This is a genomic window from Chryseobacterium metallicongregator (assembly GCF_031324065.1).
Taxonomy (GTDB): domain Bacteria; phylum Bacteroidota; class Bacteroidia; order Flavobacteriales; family Weeksellaceae; genus Chryseobacterium; species Chryseobacterium metallicongregator.
The window spans coordinates 96,350-118,342 of sequence record NZ_JAVIXS010000001.1; the positions used below are offsets into that span (position 1 = coordinate 96,350).

Genomic DNA, 21,993 nt, shown 5'->3' on the forward strand with positions numbered 1-21,993 from the left:
ACTCTTGTTTACTGCTATTTTCAATCATTACATTGAAAAAAGATCAATTAATGACAATAAAACAAGGATAGTTTTCAATTAAAAGCACAATCAGAGATATGTTGAAAAATTTTAGAACCGTTCGTTTATTACTTCTTCTTCCGCTTACATTTTTCGTGTTCGGTTTCCGTCCTCCCCTCAATGAAGAAGAAAAGATGCAGATCATTATGGTCAATACAAAGAATATTTTATCTTATCTGCATTACAGCCCCAAACCTATTAATGATGCGTATTCAAAAGAAGTGTATAAGCAATATTTTGAATCAATAGATCCTACAAAAACCTATTTCCTGCAATCTGATATGGATGAGTTTCGTAAATATGAAACCAAACTGGATGATTATCTGAACACCGGAGATTTGACTTTTTATAAACTGACAGTCGATAAATTGTACCAAAGGATTGATGAAATTGATAAAATGACGAAGGATATCTTCAGCAAGCCCATCAATCTCCAGGAGGATGAAACATTAACATTGGAACCCAAACTGAAAAATGCACCTGCCAACAAGCAGCAGCAATATAATGAATGGAGGAAATATGTGAAATACAATATTCTGCAGGAAATAGAATCCCTGAACAGGAAAAGCGAAGAAAAAAAGAAGGATGATTCTACCAATAAAGATAACAACAGCAAGCCCGAAGTACTGAGCCAGGATGAAAAGGTAAAAAAAGCGACAGAAAATGTGAAAGATCTTCTGGAAGAAAAATTTATCAGATTCAGGAAAAGACAAAAAATGGATTGGTTTACGGTCTATATGAATGCTTATACTCATATTTTTGATCCGCATACCAATTATTATTCGCCACAGGGAAAGAAAGATTTTGATATGGACTTCAAAGGAAAGATCATCGGGATAGGTGCAGTCATCCAGGAAAAGAAAGGAAACCTTTATATCGGTACATTATCCATTGGGGCTCCGGCATGGAAGACCAAGCAGCTGACAGAAGGTGATAAAATCTTAAAAATAAAATCTACCCCCGATACTGATCCTGTAAATGTTGTGGATATGCTTTCCAGTGAAGCCATCAAATTAATCAGAGGGGAAAAAGGAACTCCAATTACTTTAACGGTACAGAAAAAAGATGGAACGATTCAGGACGTAACCATGAACCGTGAAGAAATATCGATTGAAGATACTTTTGCTAAAAGTATTATCGTAAATGCGTCCGATAAAAAATACGGATTGATCAATTTACCCAAGTTCAATGCTGATTTTGAAGATAAGGACGGAAGAAATGCTTCTGATGATATTAAAAAAGAAATCATCAAACTTAAAGAACAAAATATCCAGGGAATTGTTCTGGATCTTAGAGGTAATTCCGGAGGTTCTTTAACGGAAGTTGGTGATATTATGGGACTTTTCATGGATGCAGGCCCGTATGTTCAGGTGAAGGATGGAAATGGAAAAATTACCACGTTAAAAAATAAAAATGAAGCGCCAATCTGGAACGGTCCGCTTGTGATTTTACAAAATGAATTATCCGCTTCTGCAGCAGAAATTTTAGCTGGCGTAATGCAGGATTACGGAAGAGCGGTTATCGTGGGATCTCCTGTATCCTATGGAAAAGGAACTGTGCAGGTATTTGTAGATTTGAACAGGTTTTTAAATACTGAAGAAGATTTCGGTTCGGTAAAACTAACTATTCAGAAATATTATAGAATCACCGGAGAGTCTACCCAGAGAAAAGGCGTAAGCTCAGATATCCAGATGAAAGATATCTTTTCTTATGCAGATATCGGGGAAAAATATGATGATTATGCATTAGCGTGGGATAAAATACCGGGAACGAGCTTCAACAAGCAAAACTTCCTCAATATTCAGGCTTTGCAGAAAGTAAGTGCAGAGCGAATTGCTAAAAATGATAATTATAAGCTGTTACTTGAGTACGCCCAATGGAAAGAAAATCTGGGTAAAGAAAAAACAGTGCCTTTGAGCATTCAGAAATACAGCGGCCTGATGAAGCAGAGAAAAACTCAGGATGACAAATTCAAAGTTTTAAAAACATTAGAAAGCGGTCTTACTTTCACTATGTATCCCAAGGATATTGAAAGAGAGAAAAGCGATGCAGCATTCAAAAACAAATCTGAAGTATGGGTGAAAAATCTTCAAAAAGATCTGTATCTGAAAGAAGCTATCAATATAGTTGAAGATTGGGAAATAAGATCTTAAGCATACTTCCTTATTCGAAATGTAAAAATTCAAAGCTCAACAATGTATTTCCTTACATTTTTGAGCTTTTTTTCATTAAAATCAAAAATTTATTACAAAATATTTGCGTAGCTAAATAACTACACATATATTTGTAGTCAAATAACTACACGATGAATTTAAGAAGAGATGTATTTCAGGCGATAGCAGATCCTACGAGACGATCTATATTGATGTTGGTGGCGACACAGTCGATGACAGCAGGAGCCATTGCCTCCAATTTTGATACGGCAAGACCCACTGTTTCAAAACATCTCCAGATCCTTACAGAATGTGAACTGCTGCGATCTGAACAAAACGGCAGAGAAATTATCTATCACCTAAATCCCAATAAAATGAAAGAAATAGCCGATTTTATAGAACCTTTCCGCAAGATGTGGGATGAAAAGTTCAACAAACTGGAGGATGTGATGAAAGCGTATCAGAATAGAGAAGCGTGATGCCAGGTGCGAGATACGTGTTTCGGGGTGCAAAGTTCCAAGATAAATTGGATAAATGAATTGCAATTTAAAAATCTACAATACCTCGAATTTCTTACCTCGAACCTCGCAAACACAAAACCCTGAAAACGTATCAAACTCTAACACTCTCAAACCCTCAAACCCTCAAACTTAAACACCAAACTCAAAATATGGAACTTAAAACAAAAATCCAGGCAGAAGACGGCCAGCAGGAAATCTTCATCATCAGAGAATTTGATCTTCCTGTAGAACTTCTTTTTAAAGCGTATACAGAAGCTGAACTGTTCGAACAATGGATGGGAACGAAAGTAACCCACTTCGAAAACAAACAACATGGAAGTTACCGCTTCGAAACCTCAAACCCTCAGGGAGATGTAGTTTTCAGTGCCAATGGAACTATTCATGATATTGTTCAGAATGAAAAAATTATAAGAACTTTCCAGATGGAAAATACTCCTTTTCCGGCTCAGATCGAGTTTTTAACATTTGAAAAATTAACGGATACCACCAGCAAGATTACCATCCAAACCATTTATAAATCTGTAGACTTCAGAGATCAGCATCTGAAAATGCCATTCGCACAAGGTATTAATATGGCGCATAATCGTTTGCAGGAATTGTTAGGTGGAAGGTAGCAGATTATAGATAAAAGATAATAGACGAAGAGATGATAGACGATACGAGTTTCGAGGTGCGAGGTTTATATACTACCCTGAATAACTTGCATCCCGAAACCCGAAACTCTCCCAATCAATACTCTCAAACACTCTAACCTGAATAACCCGAATCTCACATCCCGAAACCCCAAACTCTCTCACTCTAATACTCCCAAACCCCCAAACAAACCACACAATGAATCCAAAAGTTAATTTTTTCTTCGAAAATGCCGGACAGTGGCAGGAAGAATTTGAAAAGTTAAGAGCTATTGCCCTTCGTACTGAGCTTGTAGAAGATCTAAAATGGGGCTGTCCCTGCTATACCTATGAAGGGAAAAATATTTTCCTTATCCACGGTTTTAAAGAATACTGTGCACTTCTCTTCTTTAAGGGAGCTTTGATGAAAGATCCTGACAATATCCTGATTCAGCAGTCTAAAAATGTACAGGCTGCAAGGCAGATTCGTTTTACTGAGGTAGCGCAAATTAATGATTTGGAGGAAATTCTTCGGGCTTATATGTTTCAAGCTGTTGAAGTAGAAGAATCAGGTGCAAAAGTGGAAATGAAGAAAACAAAAGAGTTTGAAATGGCTGAAGAGTTTCAAGAGAAGCTGGATCAAAATCCTGCATTACAGGAGGCTTTTAAAGCATTAACTCCCGGAAGACAAAGAGCCTATCTACTCCACTTTTCTTCTGCAAAACAATCAAAAACCCGTGAAGCACGCATTGAAAAATGCATACCACAAATCATGGACGGAATAGGATTAAACGACTAATTATATAAAAAACAATCATGAACACACCACAACCATCACAAAAAAGAACAAAAATCATCTATTGGATATTCACCCTTTGGATGGCTTTGGGAATGGTTTCAACAGCCATCGTCCAACTAATGAAAAACAAAGATGAACTGGCCAATTTTACCAATCTCGGCTACCCTTCTTATCTGATGACCATCATCGGAGTCTGGAAAATTCTGGGCGTTATTGCCATCTTAATTCCTAAGCGTCTGCTTTTAAAAGAATGGGCTTATGCAGGATTTTTCTTTGTCATGTCAGGAGCTGTAATCTCTCATCTTATCGTGGGTGATACAGTTGGCAGAACTTTTCCGGCCGTATTATTATTGGTGTTGGTTCTTATTTCATGGTATTTCAGACCTGCAGACAGAAAAATCACTATTATTGATTAATAGTTTTAAAGAATAACAGTCAGAAATTTTATCGAAGATAAAATCTTTGCGTCTTAAGAAATATTCTCACTAAGAAAGTTGCGCCTTTGCGATTTCAAACAGCACAACACAATAAATTATAAAAAAATTTGACATGAAAAATAAACTAACCCAGGAACAAATCAACGAACTTTTAAAAACATTAAAAACCCGTTTCGAAAAAAATATGTCCCGTCATAAAGACATGAAATGGGAAAAAATCCAGCAAAAACTGGAATCCCACCCCGAAAAAATCCGGTCTTTACACGAAATGGAAGCCACAGAAGGTGAACCCGACGTGGTAGATTACAATAAAAAAACGGATGAATATTCCTTTGTGGACTGCTCTCCGGAAAGCCCAAAACGCAGAAGTTTATGCTATGATTATCATGCCTGGGATGCCAGAAAAGCCAACAAACCGGAAAGCAATGTCATTGATACCGCTTCCGAAATGGGTATTGAACTTTTGACAGAAGAACAATACCGCCATCTTCAGGAATTAGGAAAGTTTGATCAAAAAACTTCAAGCTGGATCAAGACACCCTCTCCAATACGAGAGCTTGGAGGCGCTCTTTTCTGTGACAGACGATACAACACTGTATTCACCTATCACAATGGTGCAGATTCTTATTATGCAGCAAGAGGCTTTAGAGGATTATTAAAAATATAAGGGAGAATTGTTAATTGGGATCTCTCAACCAGGGAGATTCCACACTCCAGAAAATAATGTTAACGCCAAGATAGTTTTCGGCATATTCTGTAAATTCTTCTTTGGTAAAAGGTTTCTTCGTTTTCGGATTTTTATAGGTCAACGTCGGCTCCTGAACGGCCATGGCTACCAAAGAAAGCTTTCCTTTGTATTGATTAAAAAAAGGATAAGAATTTTTCATTTGTGCTTTTTTATCCGGAACAATATCGGGTCCACCCAATCCGATATTATTTTTATAAGCAAACTCGAACAGCCTGGACATATACTGGTGATCATTTCCCCATTCACACGGAAAGAAATTGACATATTGCAAAACGTAAGAATGGTGGAAAGCAGTTCTTGCAAATTGTAAATTTTCCAATTCGGCCTGAAAATAACGGTCGCAGCTAAAACCTGTTTTATCCTTTTTCATATCAATATCGATCGCTGTTTCCGGAAGATTAATCCCCTGAATTTTTCCGTCAAATCGCTTTGCCAGCTCTCCTATCAGTTTCTGAAATCTCATTCGGACTGCTGGATTCCATTGCTGGGTAGCCCAGCCGTTTCCAACAGGTTTATTTTCACCCGGATTATCATACTGAGGAACCAGTCCTCCTGTATATTCTTTATCTTTCAACATATAGTCAGGGATATATTTTGCCTGTGGTTCAAAAAACCTGTCCTGAAGCTGGATAAATAGTTTTTTGTTGAGGCTCGTCAGATAATTCAGATCTTTCTCAATAACAGAAAAATCATACACATCTTTTGAAGTTTCCAAAGCCTTCCAGTTGTAAACAATCTGTACTCCGCCAATATCTTTGCGGGTAATCATCTTTTCAATTCCATGCAGATCTCCCGAGGACGTATAAATATAATTCTGAGGAGCCTGTCCTTGTACAAAGTATAAACCCAACATACATAATCCCAAGCCTAGTACTTTAGCGATCTTTTTCATTAAATCAATTTTAAAAAGTAGATCATTTTTCGTGCCTAAAAACATTAGACATTTTAAAGAGCATTAAAATAGTATTTCATTATGAGCAATATTTTTAAACATTGTTGTCCAATTAGATTAAAGTATAATTAACAGATCGCTCCTCTGGAGCTATAATTTTAAAGCGAATACGTACTATTAACAGTTAGCTCCTATTGGAACTGAATTTGATCCCATCGGAATCTACTGTTAATAGAAAAAATGAAGTCTCCGTAATAATAAAGCTCCGGAGGAGCGACCTGTTAATTCATGCCGTAAGTATTGATAATTTCAATGTATTTTTCAATTAATATTTTCCTTAAAATTCATTTTCTGAAATATTAATTTTCATCATAAAATCATTATCTCTTCATATCCTATTTTTAATATACAAATACTATTATTATTTTAGCAGAATAGAAATTTGATTTTTAACAATTAAGGATATGAAAAAATTAATCTTATTGGGCGCTGTATCAGCTTTTTTAATCAATTGTAATAAGAAAACTGAAGCACCGGCTCCCAAAGTGGAAGCAGATACCATTGCTGTGGAAGAACCTGTAATAGATACTCTTGGGCCAAAATCGTTCTGTTATATTGGCGCTACAGGAAAAGACAGTGTTTTTGCTTCTATTGATGACAATTTAGGAACAATCACCGGAAAATTATCTTATAAAAACAGTGAAAAAGACAGCTCAAAAGGAGATGTAACGGGTTTCAAATCCGGAGATACCCTGAAACTAACTTATGAATTCAGCTCTGAAGGAAAAAAGAGCAAAAGAGATATCTACTTCCTTCAAAAGGATAATGTTTTGACGGAAGGTATTGGTGATCATAAAGAAGAAGACGGACAGTCTAAATATGCTGATGAGAAAAAGATAAGCTATAAAGACGGACAGAAGCTAAGCCCTGCAGATTGTAAGGTCGTAAGTGAAGCTTTGAAAAAATAATCTGTTATAAAATAAAAAAAGGCTGTCTCAAAAGTTCTCTATTGCACTTTCGAGACAGCCTTTTCATTTTATATTAATTCTGTTCAATAATTTCAATAAAACGGTTTACAGCTTCATCTCCTGTGCTCCATGAAGTAATAAGACGAATGGCTGAAAAATTTTCATCTACTTTTTTCCAGACATAAAATTCAAAATTCTCTGATAATACCTCAATAAGATCATTATTTAAAATAGGAAAAATCTGGTTGGTATAGGTATCTGAAAGAAAAGCTGTTCCTTTTTCCTGCAAAGCCTTTTTAATTTTCATCGCCTGCTGATTGGCATGTCTTGCCAGATCAAAATACAGATTGTCTTTCATGAGTTCCATAAACTGAATTCCCAACAGTCTACCTTTTGCCAGTAACGCTCCTTTTTGTTTGATATTAAAAGCAAAATCTTCCTGCAGCACAGGATTATTTATTACAATTGCCTCTCCTATCAAAGCTCCGTTTTTAGTTCCTCCAAGATAGAAAATATCAGTAAGAGCAGCTACTTTTTCAAGGGTCAGATCACTGATCTCTGCTGTCAGTCCATGTCCCAGCCTTGCTCCATCCATAAATAGGTATAATTTATTTTCCTTACAAAATGCGGAGAGTTCTTCCAGTTCTTTTGCCTGGTAGATTGTTCCCAACTCTGTAGAATTCGAGATATATACCAGTTTAGGCATCACCTGATGCGGAACATTACTGTGCCCCTCTAAAATTGGAACAATATCTGAAGGTTTTATTTTTCCATCTGCTGTTTCAATACCCAATATTTTATGGCCTGTAGCTTCAATAGCTCCTGTTTCATTATTCAGTATATGCCCGGGAGCAGCAGAAATAACACACTGATAAGGTTTTAGAATGGCAGAAATAACAATTAAGTTAGCCTGTGTTCCTCCTGAAACCAAAAAAACTTCCGAATCCGGGTTGTTGATTTTTTCTTTAATTAATGCTTTCGCTTTTAATGAATACTCATCTTCTCCATAGCCAGCCTGCTGTACAAGATTATACTGTGAAAGTGCCTGTAAAATATTAGGATGGCAGCCTTCAGAATAATCGTTTTTGAATGAAAATTTCATAGAGTAAAAGTAAAAAAAGTTAAAATAACAAGAGTCAACTTTTCATTTTATTTTGTTAGATTTGTACTGAAAATCATCTAACATTTTGAAAACAACCCTAACAGAAGAGAATTACCTGAAAGCTTTGTTTCATTTAGTTGACAATGAAGGAAAGGTTACGATTAATGAGCTCAGCAAATTTTTAAATGTAAAAATGCCGAGTGTCAATAACATGATGAAGAAATTTGCGGAAAAAAAGTGGGTCATTTATGAAACCTACAAACCCTTAATCGTGACAGAAAGCGGGAGACGTGAAGCTGCCCTGGTTGTTCGTAAACACCGGCTTACCGAAATGTTCCTGGTTAAGAAAATGAATTTCGGCTGGGAAAACGTTCATGAGATTGCAGAACAGCTTGAGCATGTGCATTCTCAAATCTTTTTTGATAAAATGGACGAAATTCTGGATCATCCTAAATTCGATCCTCATGGAGAACCTATTCCTGATAAAGACGGTAATATTATCGCCCAGGATCTGCAGAAATTAAGCAGTTGTGAACCGGGAGAAAATGTAACTTTCGCCTCTGTTACCCTTTCCGATGATGCTTTCCTGACGTATCTGAACGACAGAAAATTACTTCTCAATACAAAAGTGAAAATTGTAAAAATAGAAAGTTTTGATAAATCAATGACGATAGAAATTGAGGGCAAAACAGAAATCTTAAGCAAAAAAGCGACTGAGAAAATACTGGTTAAGAAATAAGTCATTAAAACTGAGAAAATAAACCTCACACGTTTTTATAACCTGTGAGGTTTGTTATTTTACAAAAAGCATCATAAACAACTTAATTGACCAGATAGATCAAGCACAGACATTATTCACCTCTGCTCCTGAAGTTCAGCAATGTTACTACGTGACGGGAGAGTCAGATTTTGTATTGATTATTGTTGTTTCTTCTATGAAAGACTATGAACAGCTTACCCGCAGAATATTTTATGGTAATGATAATATCAAACATTTCAGAACGTTAGTTTCTATGAATACAGTAAAATCAGGACTTGAAATTCCTATTCATATGTTGTTGTAACATTATAAATGTGAAGAAGTAATTTTACCTGAAATCGTTAAAAAACGGTTAAACTCCCTTTTTACATTATCCGGAAAATTATTTTTAGTTAGGTTTGCAAAACAATCTACCGACTTTGTCTTTTCTGACAAATACAAACATTTTAATTATTACTTTAAAAAATTATGAAAAAAAGCATTCCGTTTTTTATTATTTCGATGTTGCTAAGCCCATTGGCAAATGCCCAAACCACTCAGATAAGAGACTTTGTAATTGAACCACAGATTCAACCCAATTTTTATATTTATAAAACTTTCGGGGTATTCGGAGGTAAAGAATATTCTACCAATGCCGTTTATCTGGTGACCAAAAAAGGGGTTGTTTTGTTTGATGTTCCTTGGCAGAAAACACAGTATCAAAGTCTTTTGGATACAATTCAAAAACGTCATCATCTTCCTGTGATAGCTGTATTTGCAACGCATTCACATGAAGACAGAGCCGGAGATTTAAGCTTTTATAATAAGAAAGGGATCAAAACCTACGCTACAGCGAAAACCAACGAGCTTTTGAAGAAAGATGGAAAAGCAACTTCTACAGAACTTATTAAAACAGGAAAACCTTACCATATTGGTGGAGAAGAATTTATAGTAGACTTTCTTGGTGAAGGACATACTGCTGATAATGTAGTGGTTTGGTTTCCAAAATATAAAATACTTGATGGAGGATGTCTTGTCAAGAGCAAAGCAGCCGTTGATCTTGGCTACACGGGAGAAGCCAACGTTGCACAATGGCCGCAAACCATGACAAAACTTAAAAACAAATATTCACAAGCTACCCTGATCATTCCTGGACACGATGAATGGAAAGGAGGCGGACATGTAGAACATACGCTTGATCTTCTGAACAAAAAATAAATTTGAAGCGCCCTGGCGAATGCCAGGGCGCTTCAAATTTTAAATCATCATATTAATAGTTACTATTTTCTAAAAGTTGTGATACTTTTTCAATTTCTTCCATCGTATTGAAGTAATGAGGGGATAAACGGATTGCATGATCTACATTTTTAGAGGTAAAATCTATTAAGGCATCCTGTCTGTGGTTTTCCTTAAAAAAAACCTTATGATCACTCAAAGCCTTATGGATTTTTTCTACATTTCCATCTGCCTGGCAAAAAGTCACAATACTGCCTAATCTGTTTCCTTTATCCAGAACTCTGAAACCATTATTCTGCAGATTAATTCTTAAAGTATTGGTCAATTTCCGGTTGTAATTTTCAATTTGATCCATTCCAATCGCATTGGCATAGCGTAAAGCCTCTGCAAATCCAGCTAGAGCAGCATAAGGTCTTTCAAAAAGTTCAAATCTTTTAGCTGTGTCATGAAGCTGAAAATCATCAAAAGCGGTCCATTGAGCACCAAAACTATCTAAAAACAGAGGATACAATTTCTGATTCAATACTTTATCCGAAACATATAAAAATCCAGTTCCTCTTGGTCCTCGCATAAATTTCCTTCCGGTTGCCGTCAAAAAATCACAATGAATTTTTTCTACATCCACCACGATCTGCCCTACAGACTGACAAGCATCCACAAGATACAGAACATCATATTGTTTACACAACTTCCCCACTCCTTCTACATTCTGAATTAAACCGGAATTAGTTGGAATATGAGTAACAGCAATTAATTTGGGATTATGCTTTTTGATCAGATTTTCAAAATCTTCAAGATCCAATTCATGGTCAGGAAGATTGGCAACCCGGATGATTTCAATATGATACCTTTTCTGCAAAGAAATAAAAGCAATCTGATTGGATATATAATCATCATTGGTTGTGATAATACAATCTCCTTTTTTAAAATCAATACTGGATAAAGCTTTTGCATATCCATCTGTAGAACTGCTTACAAATGCAATATGGGAAGGTTTTGTATTAATCAATTTTGCAGTCTCTTCATAAAACTGATTGATGATACCTGGGTTTTGCACCGCCGCTGCATACCCTCCTAATTCCTGTTCTTCATATAAAAACTTAATGGTAGTCTCCACAACAGATTTAGGCATTAATGAAGCCCCTGCACTGTTTAAAAATATCTTATCCGAACATCCCGGAGTATCCTGTCTTATAACCTCTAAATTCATTTTATCAATCCTTACAACAAATTTACTTTTAATTTTTCCTAAATAGGTCTATAAAAAATCCCGAATTTTCATCCGGGACACTATTTTTAATCAATAATTTTAATCTAAAACACTCCAACCTCTTTTTGGGTTCGTGTTCGTGGAAACTTCCTGCTCATTAACGATGATATTTTCTTTTCTCTGACCGATATAATCAAGCTCGCTCAGTTTAGAGAAGATAATTTCAAGACTTCTCAACATCTGTTGAATATAAAGCAATGGCTCTCCACAATTATGGTGATCATAGTTTGTTTCTGCTACAATAGACAACTGGTTCAATAAGGTATGAGGAGCAATCTCACTCCATTCCAAACTGTAGTTCAGCATTTCCTCCAATTCTGCAGGAACAAGAAGCTGGGTTGAATTGTATAAATGAAGCGCCAGTCTTGCAAAAGACTCAATTAAAAATACAGGTGGCTGCCAAGGCGTAATATTTCTGAACTGGAAATACATATCTCCAAAAGTATTCACCATGGTAGTACACAAGAACTTAACGTTTTGTGCCAACGCTGTATTCTGATTTTTATGAGATGCTTTCTGAATGATTTTAAAAGCATACTGCTGAAGATTTCCGATAGATTTCGCATAGCTGCTGTAATAATCTACCAAAGCCGGATGACTCTGTACAGAAGTACAGGGCGGAATAAAATTGGAATCCACCTGAGCAATATTTCCTTTTAAATCTACCTTACCAATGATAAGATAATTTCCACCTGAATAGCTGCTGTTTAAAGACGTTACAGGAAGAAGTTCAATATGGTGATTCGGTTGTGCACTTGGGTGGCGTGGTGGAATTTCCTCAGGATCAATATCTCCAAAAGGTACTTTATCAAAAGGATTTACAGAGATCAAAATATAATATTCCCCATCTGCCTGTTCTTCGTTCATTGATTTTGCCAATGATTTCACGCTGATTCGTCTGTCTGTCAACTCAATACGGTATCCTGCCATCGTAACAGCGCTGCAACGCTTAATGACAAGCTGTACATCATTGGTTGCCGTGTTATGAACATCAAAAATGGTACGGTCTGTAAATTCATTGGAAATAGGTAAAAGTCCGTAGTTATATGTAGTAATTCCAAGGGAATTGGAATCTCTGATGGTATCAATTAAGAAATTATCCTGATCATTAAGGTGCCTCTGGGAAACTTTCATCCCATCCACCCAATTGATTGCAAAATGTTTAATAGGCTGTATCATGTTTAATACTTTTTAATTTTTTGTGTTTATGATTTTCTTGTGACTCCCTCCTCTTCATGCTGAATAACTCTCTTACAAATCACCACTTCATTTTCAGAAATGTTGTTTGTCGTAATGTCGTGGTCGAAATCTATATATTTTCTAAAGCTGAAAAACGATTTTTTAGTGTAAAAGATCCAGTAGTAAGGCTCATTTCCTTCGTCTGAAAGGTGAATAATAGAACCTGGATTTTTGTGGTTGTAATCATCCACCACTCTGTAGAACCAATCTCCGAAAGTAACTCCTGTAGGAAGCGTTTTTGCTTTAATTCTGAAACGGTTGGTATCTTCTAATTTTTTGCTCAGTTCAACATTCAGTACCATCAATCTGTCAAAATCTGCACCTTCAAAATCAGGAAGTTTCTGCTCCGGTGAATATCTCCATGTTTTATAAATATCAAAAGGAATACTGATAAACTGAATATAGCAGTAATAAAATACCATCGGAACCACAAAGATGACCATACTTGTAGCTGCCATTACAGCATATCCTGTGCCTTTGCTCATCCAGTTAAAAATCAGAGTGAAAAGATATCCTCCCAAAGCCATACACGTTAATGAAAGAATAGACTCAAACAGAATACTCATTGCCAGAGAATCAATATGCTTTTTGAAATATTTATGTAACAGATTCACATGAATAATCCCAAAAATAAGATAAATAACCTGTGCAATAAGGTACCAGTACGGATTAAAAAGGTTTCCCGCAAATCCAAAAACACCCGGGATAGCCAGACATAAGCTGCAAAGCAGTACGTATATAATAATTACTTTAATTTTGATCGCAGGTTTATTTCTCCTGATTACACCGAGTATAACCATCATAATAATTGCGATTAAAGGCATTAAGATATACCTTAAAAAAATACCTTTTACTGAAGAAATTTCCATTTGTTTCTTTTCGAATTTATACTTTGTTGGTAGCTGTAAATATAATAAAATAATTTAGAGGAATGTAGAGTATCCAAGGCGGCTGGCATTTCTTTCATCGTCTTCAAGACTGAATGAATATTCCTCTTTTTCTGTAACAAAATTCTCTTCCACATCTACTGTTACAGGAAGAAAATAATCATACAGTGCCTGAAGCACATTTCTGAAAGGACTTCCAGGAATATACTTCTTCATATCCCCATAAGGAATAGGTCCAATGTTCACCACCCAATTTCGCTGTCCATCCATATGAGGCCCGCTTGGAATATAGGTGACTCCTAATCTCGAATTTCCCAATAACATGGAATCGTCATTTTTCTCAATTCCGTCAATAATATTAGGAGAAAAAGTAACTTGTACCGGTACCTGCAGAAAAGCAGTCATGCATCTTTCAAACCATCTTTTGTCTCCTCTTATCTGGTGGAAAAATGGTAAAATATGCATAAAAATATAGGCACTCTGCTTGTCCAGCATTTTGATCATAGGCCAAAGCTCACTTACTGTTTCCAGTAAAGAATCTGTACTGCTTGTAATATCAAATTCTGATTCTTTAAGCAAAGCACTGATTTCTGTAAAAAATACTTCCAGCTCAAAAGGTCGGAAAAACTTACGGGCATCATCTTCTACCCTTTTCTGTTTCCGGATTTCCCTTACCACAGTATCTACATTCTTTCTGGAAGCCCCGAGAGACGGCGGATGAAATAAACCTTCCGGAAGATAATCGTAAATACCTTCTCTGTAGCTCTCTATAGTAAAGACTTCCTCATCAAATCCTAAATAACTGCTTGAAATACTTTTAATGTCTTTCAGGTAAGCACGGTCGTTTACACCAACCCTCTCTATGAATATATTGCTTACCGCACGGTGGTATTTCAAAAGGTTAACAGCTACAGCTTCAGCCTTAAAGTCTGTCTGCAGCTTATTGTAATGCATATCTACAATATTACTCTCATACATAGTGTTTCCTCTGATTATGACTTGTAAAGATAATATATCTCATAAGTTTGAAAAAATATTTTTACAACAATTTTATTTTAAAAGTAGTAATTTATTGACATTAATAGGAATAATTTTCTACAAATTCCGTGAAAATACGGTAAATAGACTATTTATTTGTTTTTTAGAATTTAAAATTAACTATTCAGAACCAATTGTTTAGAGTGTGAGGTTCAAGGTTTAAGGTTTAAAGTTTAAAATTTAAAGTTCGGGAGTTAAGGTTTTAATTTAGGTTTATATAGAATATGAAGAGTTTTACACCTTTATCTTCAATGTTTTCTATTCTTTTCAAACCTAAGATTATTATGTATTTATTTACATTAAATTTTATTAACATTATCTTATAGAATAAATTCAGCATTATGTATGCTCATTCCGAAAGTGGGCCGTATCTTTGCAGACTGAAAATTGTTATTTAAAATGAAAAGTATTTATTCTAAAATTCTGATTTTAGCATTCATGGCCTCTTCACTTTATTCTTATGCGTGGGGATTAACGGGACACAGGGTGATTGCAGACATTGCACAAAACCACCTTTCCCGCAAAGCAAGAAGAGAGATTAAAAAAATCATGGGAAAAGAGCGTCTGGCTTATTGGGCGAACTGGCCGGATTTTATAAAATCTGACACTACAGGTGCATGGAAGCAGGCTTCTTCATGGCATTATGTAAACATTGATCCGATGACTGATTTTAAAGCTTTTGAACAAAATCTAAAAGCACAGGCAGGACCAAGCCTTTATACTCAGGTAAATACATTGTCCAGCCAGATCAAAGACAAAAACACTTCTGAAAAAGACAGAAAAATTGCCTTAATCTTCCTTATCCACATTATGGGAGACCTTGCACAGCCACTTCACGTAGGAAGAGCTGAAGATTTGGGTGGAAACAAAATCAATGTTACCTATTTCGGGGAAAAAACCAATTTACACTCTGTTTGGGATGGAAAATTAGTAGATTCTCAAAAATACAGCTACACTGAATATTCCAAGCTCTTAGATATCAAATCTAAAGAAGAAGTAGCACAGATTCAATCCGGAACACTGGAAGACTGGTTGTATGATTCTCATAAAATCGCCAACAAGATCTATGCACAGACTCCAAACGATTCTAAGTTATCTTATGATTATCAGTATAAATTCAATGAAACAATGGAAAGACAATTGTTGTACGGAGGATTGAGACTGGCAAAAGTATTGAATGAGCTTTTCTAAGTAGAATTTCGAGTTGCAGGTTTCGGGTTTTTAACCCAATACAATTTAAAATATAACTCTTAGAAATAAAAACGGGACTTCGGTTTCGTTTTTTTTGTTTAAAGTTTAAGGAATTGACAGGTTTCCCGAATGAATGCCAGGGTTTTAATTACTAATTTAAATTTTATTTTCAAAACAAGAAATAACATAAAACACTTTATATCAGTGAATTAAATTATTTTAAATGTACATTAATGTATTTTACTTTATATATTGTACAAAAAATATTGCACCTTGTGTAACCTTTTTACCTTTTCATACGTATATATTATAGTAACTCTTTTTTGAGGATAAAATAAATGAGACAATTAAAAATCACTAAGCAGGTTACCAACAGGGAAACTGCTTCATTAGACAAGTATTTGCAGGAAATTGGTAAAGTGGAACTGATCACTGCGGACGAGGAAGTAGAATTGGCACAAAGAATACGTGCAGGTGACAGAGCCGCACTTGAGAAATTAATCAAAGCCAACCTTCGTTTCGTAGTATCTGTATCTAAGCAATACCAAAATCAAGGTCTTTCTTTACCCGATTTGATTAATGAAGGTAACTTAGGATTAATGAAAGCGGCAAAAAGGTACGATGAAACTAGAGGTTTCAAATTTATCTCTTATGCAGTATGGTGGATCCGTCAATCAATCCTACAGGCATTGGCTGAACAGTCAAGAATTGTAAGACTACCATTGAACAAGATTGGTTCTATCAACAAAATCAATAAAGCATACGCTCACCTTGAACAGGAAAATGAAAGACCACCTTCTCCGGAAGAATTGGCTGAAGTTCTTGACATGAGCGAGGAAGATATCAAAGAATCTATGAAAAACTCCGGAAGACACCTGTCTATGGATGCACCTTTAGTAGAAGGTGAAGATTCTAATCTTTATGATGTATTACGTTCAGGAGAATCTCCAAGTCCTGATAAAGATCTGATGCTGGAATCTCTACAAATCGAGATTGAAAGAGCATTGAATACTTTGACGCCAAGAGAGGCTGATCTGGTAAGATTGTACTTCGGACTGAACGGAAAACACCCAATGACTTTAGAAGAAATTGGTGAAACTTTCGATCTTACAAGAGAGAGAGTTCGTCAGATCAAAGAAAAAGCAATTAAGAGACTAAAACACAATACCAGAAGCAAGATTCTTAAATCTTATCTGGGTAAATAATTTTAGCGTAAAAAATTTTATAGGCGGAGTCTGGTTTCAGGCTCCGTTTTTTTATTGATGTAACATTTTTCAAGGTTTGTTCAACTAATTAAAATCATATCCTTTAATCTCTTGTGTTAGAATTGAAATGATTAATTTTAGTTGCTTTGGATATGAAGCTGATTTTCAACCAAAACAAAACATACTATGAAAAAAATACTTTTCGCTTCTATTCTGGCTTTATCTCTGCTTTCCTGCGGAGAAAACAAATCGCAGCAGCCTCCTGGGGTAGAAAACGCAGTTGACAATGCTGAGTCTTCAGTTTCAGGAACTATTAAAAAAAATACCAGATACTCCTCACGTGAAGGAAACCTTGTTCATGAAATCTATCAGGAGCTGATAAAAAATGATAAAACTTTACAGGATCTTGATACAAGAATAGAAAATATTCAAAAGGAAGCTGAAAACTCCATTTCGGAATATGATGATATTATCGGTAAATCGGAAACCTACTATAATGATGCAATGGCACTATCAAATTCGGTAACCGATTCTGTTACAAAAAAACAAATTGAAAAAGAGATAAAAGCAAGCTCTGAAAAATACGATATAAAAACACAAACTATCCGAGACCTCATCGCCAAAATAAAAGCAAATAGGACCACACTTCATGATCAATACCTTGTATTCAAAATCAGAAAAACGCTTCCTGAAATTGAAAAATACCAAACCGCTCATCCACTGAAAGCAGACAACCTCAATCAATTTATCAATAAGCAGAATCAACTTCTAGAAGAATTGAAAAAATTAAAATAAAAACCATTACACCTCATGAAATATACTACCCAATGGCTTACCGATAAAAGCCGAGTGAAAGAACTCGTAGACTTTTTCATTACCCATAAAACAGATGCTTACATTTCTCATGGCGAAATGATGTCAGGAAGAGCTATAGATTCACACCACTGGAATCCAGATCTTGAACTGATTCTGACAGAACAACTAATCACTGATTTTAATTCTGACGGGAACTCCAAACTGAATATTCTGATCGCTGAAAATGAAAATGGAGAAATTGTCGGCATGATGGTTTTCAACGTCATCAACAGTCCTTTTAAAAAATACGCAATTCTGGAGGATATGCTCCTGGATCAGTCTGTGAGAGGTCAATCCCTGGGAAGTACTCTTTTGGAGAAAGCCATTCATGAATCTAAAAACTGGAATATCAGTTTCATTTTGCTGGAAAGCGGAGTCAATAATCATGGTGCTCACAACTTTTTCAGCCGATATGGTTTTAAAAAGGTATCAGAGAGTTATATTTTAACGCTATAAGTTACCATTAGACTGTCATAAAAAGATACACCAATAAGAATCTTTCACCTCTTTACGTTTTAAATAAAACTAAGCCTTATGAACACCATTTCAATCATCGGAGCCGGAATCGGAGGACTTACCCTCGGAAATGTACTGAAAAAGCATCAATATGATTTTACGATCTATGAATCTGCTCCCGAAATAAAACCTGTAGGAGCCGGAATTATGATGGCCGTCAATGCCATGCAGGTTTTTGATCGTTTGGGCTTAAAAGAAAAGATTGAAAATGCAGGTAATAAAGTTCATAGAATCGTTATCGCCAATGAATCTTTACAGACCATCACCAAAACAGAGATTATGGAACTGGAATTTCAGTACAATTCCTGTAACGTTGCCATTCACCGGGCTGAGCTTCAGAAAATTCTGGCTGAAAATTTAAATCCAGATTCTATACAACTGAACCATTCATTACAAAAAATAAGAAAAGAAGAAAACTATATTTTAGATTTTGAAAATGGAAAACGGATTGAAAGTACAATCGTTTTTGGAGCCGACGGTATAAAATCTCCTATCCGTAATCAGATCCTGAAAACAGGTATCATACGGAACTCTGGGCAGAAATGCTGGCGTGGCCTGGTAGATTTTGACCTTCCGGAAAAACACCATCAGGAAGCTTTTGAAATGTGGGGAAAAGGAAAACGTTTCGGTTTTGTAAAAATTTCTGATAAAAAAGTGTACTGGTATGCCTGTGTCAATGAAAAAAGCTTTGGAAAGGATTTGAAAATTGCAGAGATCTTTAAAGATTTTGATGCTTTGGTTTTAAAAATTATTGAAGCTACTACCAACGAAAATATTATCTGCAACACAATTTCTGACCTCGCTCCTATTCCTCAATGGTATTCTGAAAATCTTTGTCTGATTGGTGATGCGGCCCACGCTACAACTCCCAATATGGGACAAGGTGCCTGCCAGGCCATTGAAGATGCTTATATCATTGGAAGATTACTGGAAGATCATCAGGATTTCAATGCTATTTTCAAAAAGTTTCAAGGGATCAGAAGAAAAAAAGTTGACTCTATCGTCAATACAAGCCGTACCATCGGAAAGGTTTCTCAATGGGAAAGAGGAAATTCAATCCGGAATTTTCTGATGGGCTTACTACCGGAAAGTATGAATCAGAAAATGGCGAGAAAAATCATAGAACTGGAAATGTAGGTCATTATTGTTAGAATCGATAAAAATTAAAAAATCATAAACAATTTATTAATAACAACTAAAACTTAAAAACATGAAAAAAATCTTTTATGTATTGCTCCTGCTCATAGGAGTACATACAGCACGAGCACAGGAGGTCCCGGTACTGGACAGAGGTTTATTCTTTGGTAACCCGGAAATTTCAGGAGGACAACTGAGCCCGGATGGAAAATGGATTTCCTTTACAAAAGAATATGAGGGGATTATGAATATCTGGGTAAAAAAAATTGATGAGCCTTTTGAAAAAGCACGTCCTTTAACAAACAGCAAACGCCCGTTGAATGGATATTTCTGGACAGAAGACGGAAAATATATCCTGTATGTAAAAGATAATAACGGAGATGAAAACATGAATATTTTTGCAGTAGATCCTATGGCAAAAGTGACAAAAGGAGTTCCGGAATCAAGAAATATAACACCGCTTAAAGACGTTACTGCAAGTATTTATCTGGCAAGCAGAAAAGATCCTGATTTACTGATGATTGGATTGAATAACCGTGATAAAGCATGGCACGATTTATATTCACTGAAGATTTCTACAGGAGAGCTGAAAAAGATTTACGAAAATACAGACCGTATTACAAGCTATGAATTTGACTGGGATGAAAAATTGAGGGTTCTTTCTAAAACGGATGATAAAGGAACCACACAGTTTTTTTACAAAGAAGGCGATAAGCTGACTCCTATTTACGAAACACTGGTAACGGAAAGTGCTTATATATCAAACTGGAACGAAGACAATTCTAAGTTTTATCTGGTAACCAATAAAGGAGATCTGGATAAATCTGCACTATTCCTGATGGATCCGAAAACAAAACAGATTACAAAAATAGAAAGTGATCCTAAAGATAAAGTAGATTTTGGAGGACTGTTTATGGACAGAAATACAAGAAAGATGATTTATACGTCTTATACAGGAGATAAAACAGAATATTACTGGAAAGATAAAGCGTGGGAAGCTAATTATAAATTCCTGCAAAGTAAATTCCCAGGAAGAGAGGTTGGTTTTGCAAGTTCTACCAATGATTATTCTAAGTTTCTGGTTTCTGTGGGAGGAGATAAATATGCTTCAGAAGCGTATTTCTTCGATGCAAAGACAAAACAGCTCATATTCCAGTATACGCCAAGAACAGAATTGAAAAAGGTTGAGAAGTATCTGGCTGCAATGACTCCTATCAGCTATAAAAGCAGTGACGGACTTGAAATTCCGGCTTATCTGACTTTACCTGTAGGTTCATCTGGCAAGAATGTTCCTGTTGTTGTTTTGGTTCACGGAGGCCCAAAAGGTCCAAGAGATTATTGGGGATATAACTCAACAGTACAGTTTTTAGCCAACAGAGGGTATGCCGTGCTTCAGCCTAACTTCAGAGCAAGTGGCGGTTATGGTAAAAAGTTCCAGAATGGCGGAGACCTTCAATGGGGAAAACTGATGCAGGATGACATTACCTGGGGCGTAAAATACCTTATTGATCAGGGAATTGCAGATAAAAATAAAGTAGTCATCATGGGAGGAAGCTACGGTGGCTATGCAACACTGGCAGGTCTGGCTTTCACTCCGGATGTATATGCTGCGGGAGTAGATATCGTAGGACCAAGTAACTTATTTACGTTACTGGATTCAGTTCCTGCTTACTGGGAAGCTGCCCGTGCTTTCCTTTATGGGATGGTAGGTGATCCTAAAACGGAAGAAGGTAAAAAACGTATGCATGAGGCAAGCCCTTTATTCAGTGTAGATAAAATCAACAAACCTTTACTGATTGTTCAGGGAGCTAATGATCCAAGAGTAAAGCAGGCTGAGGCAGATCAGATTGTCATCGCGCTTCGTGATAAAGGTAAAAAGGTTAATTATATCTTAGCGGATGATGAAGGTCACGGATTCCGTAAACCGGTAAATAGTATGGCGATGTATGCTGAAACAGAGAAATTCCTCGCTGAAGTAATCGGAGGAAGATATCAGAAAGAAATGCCTGAAAATGTAGCAAAACGTCTGAAAGAAATGACGGTTGATATTTCGAAAGTTACTTATACACCAGCAAAGACTGAAAAAGCCGCAGGAGCTTCTAAATAAAAGCATTTGCATCAATTATATAAAGCCATCTCGTGAAAATGAGATGGCTTTTTTTATTGATTCCGGTCTATATAGAATATATCTTTAGGACCTATAAAAGGGAATAAACAAACTCTTTTTCTAAGCAAATGTATTACATAAAGCTTCTTCAGCGACGAAGTTGCTTCTTTGCCTTCTAAAATTAAACATTACAATTATCTATTCTTTGTGTTTATATACAGTTTGGCAATAACTAACATCTATTTGATCAAAAAAAGCTGCCTCAATGAGACAGCTTTTTTG

General features: G+C 35.9%; 22 protein-coding genes. 16 read left to right on the top strand and 6 right to left on the bottom strand.

The genetic code is table 11. The features are described 5' to 3' along the window. The first annotated feature begins 98 nt into the window (after positions 1-98). The 6 genes from REB14_RS00410 to REB14_RS00435 all read left to right on the top strand — a co-directional run bounded on the left by REB14_RS00410 (position 99) and on the right by REB14_RS00435 (position 5,248). Positions 99-2,213: a carboxy terminal-processing peptidase gene (locus REB14_RS00410; protein WP_309521214.1), complete on the top strand. Its 2,115-nt coding sequence runs from the start codon at positions 99-101 to the stop codon at positions 2,211-2,213. 152 nt (positions 2,214-2,365) lie between these two features. Continuing rightward, entirely contained in the window at positions 2,366-2,692 is a 327-nt protein-coding gene (locus REB14_RS00415) for an ArsR/SmtB family transcription factor (protein WP_309521215.1), read from the top strand. A gap of 191 nt (positions 2,693-2,883) precedes the next feature. Then, the gene (locus REB14_RS00420) at positions 2,884-3,348 is read left to right on the top strand and encodes an SRPBCC domain-containing protein (protein WP_079241793.1); all 465 of its coding nucleotides are present in this window, start codon (positions 2,884-2,886) and stop codon (positions 3,346-3,348) included. A 217-nt stretch (positions 3,349-3,565) separates the two neighbouring features. Next, on the top strand, positions 3,566-4,144 hold the full coding sequence (locus REB14_RS00425; RefSeq protein WP_309521216.1) for a YdeI/OmpD-associated family protein: 579 nt from the start codon (positions 3,566-3,568) through the stop codon (positions 4,142-4,144). 17 nt (positions 4,145-4,161) lie between these two features. Continuing rightward, complete coding sequence (locus REB14_RS00430; RefSeq protein ID WP_079241795.1) at positions 4,162-4,560, top strand: DoxX family protein; 399 nt, start codon at positions 4,162-4,164, stop codon at positions 4,558-4,560. Between the two features lie 133 nt (positions 4,561-4,693). Then, entirely contained in the window at positions 4,694-5,248 is a 555-nt protein-coding gene (locus REB14_RS00435; protein ID WP_079241796.1) for a DUF4256 domain-containing protein, read from the top strand. A gap of 10 nt (positions 5,249-5,258) precedes the next feature. On the opposite strand, the gene REB14_RS00440 is transcribed toward REB14_RS00435, so the two are convergent. Continuing rightward, positions 5,259-6,221 carry a hypothetical protein gene (locus REB14_RS00440; RefSeq protein ID WP_309521217.1) on the bottom strand — a complete coding sequence of 321 codons (963 nt, stop codon included), beginning with the start codon at positions 6,219-6,221 and terminating at the stop codon, positions 5,259-5,261. Between the two features lie 464 nt (positions 6,222-6,685). On the opposite strand from REB14_RS00440, the gene REB14_RS00445 reads away from it, so the two are divergent. Then, positions 6,686-7,189, top strand: coding sequence for a hypothetical protein (locus REB14_RS00445; RefSeq protein WP_309521218.1), 504 nt, complete (start codon positions 6,686-6,688; stop codon positions 7,187-7,189). Positions 7,190-7,262: 73 nt separating this feature from the next. On the opposite strand, the gene REB14_RS00450 is transcribed toward REB14_RS00445, so the two are convergent. Continuing rightward, entirely contained in the window at positions 7,263-8,291 is a 1,029-nt protein-coding gene (locus tag REB14_RS00450) for a threonine aldolase family protein (RefSeq protein ID WP_079241798.1), read from the bottom strand. An 85-nt stretch (positions 8,292-8,376) separates the two neighbouring features. On the opposite strand from REB14_RS00450, the gene REB14_RS00455 reads away from it, so the two are divergent. The 3 genes from REB14_RS00455 to blaIND all read left to right on the top strand — a co-directional run bounded on the left by REB14_RS00455 (position 8,377) and on the right by blaIND (position 10,248). Further along, positions 8,377-9,030 (top strand): metal-dependent transcriptional regulator, encoded by a 654-nt coding sequence (locus REB14_RS00455; protein ID WP_034697829.1) that lies wholly within the window; start codon positions 8,377-8,379, stop codon positions 9,028-9,030. A gap of 94 nt (positions 9,031-9,124) precedes the next feature. Further along, complete coding sequence (locus REB14_RS00460; RefSeq protein WP_262487992.1) at positions 9,125-9,355, top strand: Lrp/AsnC ligand binding domain-containing protein; 231 nt, start codon at positions 9,125-9,127, stop codon at positions 9,353-9,355. 164 nt (positions 9,356-9,519) lie between these two features. Next, entirely contained in the window at positions 9,520-10,248 is a 729-nt protein-coding gene (gene blaIND / locus REB14_RS00465; protein WP_079241800.1) for an IND family subclass B1 metallo-beta-lactamase, read from the top strand. A gap of 52 nt (positions 10,249-10,300) precedes the next feature. On the opposite strand, the gene REB14_RS00470 is transcribed toward blaIND, so the two are convergent. The 4 genes from REB14_RS00470 to REB14_RS00485 all read right to left on the bottom strand — a co-directional run bounded on the left by REB14_RS00470 (position 10,301) and on the right by REB14_RS00485 (position 14,616). Next, positions 10,301-11,476: an aminotransferase class V-fold PLP-dependent enzyme gene (locus tag REB14_RS00470; protein ID WP_309521219.1), complete on the bottom strand. Its 1,176-nt coding sequence runs from the start codon at positions 11,474-11,476 to the stop codon at positions 10,301-10,303. Positions 11,477-11,575: 99 nt separating this feature from the next. Beyond that, entirely contained in the window at positions 11,576-12,715 is a 1,140-nt protein-coding gene (locus REB14_RS00475; RefSeq protein WP_034697821.1) for a hypothetical protein, read from the bottom strand. 26 nt (positions 12,716-12,741) lie between these two features. Further along, positions 12,742-13,644 carry a TssN family type VI secretion system protein gene (locus REB14_RS00480; protein ID WP_034697817.1) on the bottom strand — a complete coding sequence of 301 codons (903 nt, stop codon included), beginning with the start codon at positions 13,642-13,644 and terminating at the stop codon, positions 12,742-12,744. A gap of 54 nt (positions 13,645-13,698) precedes the next feature. Beyond that, entirely contained in the window at positions 13,699-14,616 is a 918-nt protein-coding gene (locus tag REB14_RS00485) for a type VI secretion system baseplate subunit TssG (protein WP_238594413.1), read from the bottom strand. Between the two features lie 483 nt (positions 14,617-15,099). Here REB14_RS00485 and REB14_RS00490 point away from each other — a divergent pair, with 483 nt between their 5' ends. From REB14_RS00490 to REB14_RS00515, 6 genes are all read left to right on the top strand, one after another. After that, the gene (locus REB14_RS00490) at positions 15,100-15,891 is read left to right on the top strand and encodes a S1/P1 nuclease (protein ID WP_047374592.1); all 792 of its coding nucleotides are present in this window, start codon (positions 15,100-15,102) and stop codon (positions 15,889-15,891) included. A 338-nt stretch (positions 15,892-16,229) separates the two neighbouring features. After that, positions 16,230-17,096: a sigma-70 family RNA polymerase sigma factor gene (locus REB14_RS00495; RefSeq protein ID WP_002979276.1), complete on the top strand. Its 867-nt coding sequence runs from the start codon at positions 16,230-16,232 to the stop codon at positions 17,094-17,096. Positions 17,097-17,282: 186 nt separating this feature from the next. Continuing rightward, positions 17,283-17,891 carry a hypothetical protein gene (locus tag REB14_RS00500; RefSeq protein WP_309521220.1) on the top strand — a complete coding sequence of 203 codons (609 nt, stop codon included), beginning with the start codon at positions 17,283-17,285 and terminating at the stop codon, positions 17,889-17,891. Positions 17,892-17,906: 15 nt separating this feature from the next. Next, a complete protein-coding gene (locus REB14_RS00505) occupies positions 17,907-18,407 on the top strand; it encodes a GNAT family N-acetyltransferase (protein ID WP_079241804.1) in 501 nt (166 codons plus the stop codon). A gap of 78 nt (positions 18,408-18,485) precedes the next feature. Then, complete coding sequence (locus tag REB14_RS00510) at positions 18,486-19,604, top strand: FAD-dependent monooxygenase (RefSeq protein WP_309521221.1); 1,119 nt, start codon at positions 18,486-18,488, stop codon at positions 19,602-19,604. A 73-nt stretch (positions 19,605-19,677) separates the two neighbouring features. Continuing rightward, positions 19,678-21,711, top strand: a complete 2,034-nt coding sequence (locus REB14_RS00515; RefSeq protein ID WP_309521222.1) for a S9 family peptidase — start codon at positions 19,678-19,680, stop codon at positions 21,709-21,711. Positions 21,712-21,993: the final 282 nt, after the last annotated feature.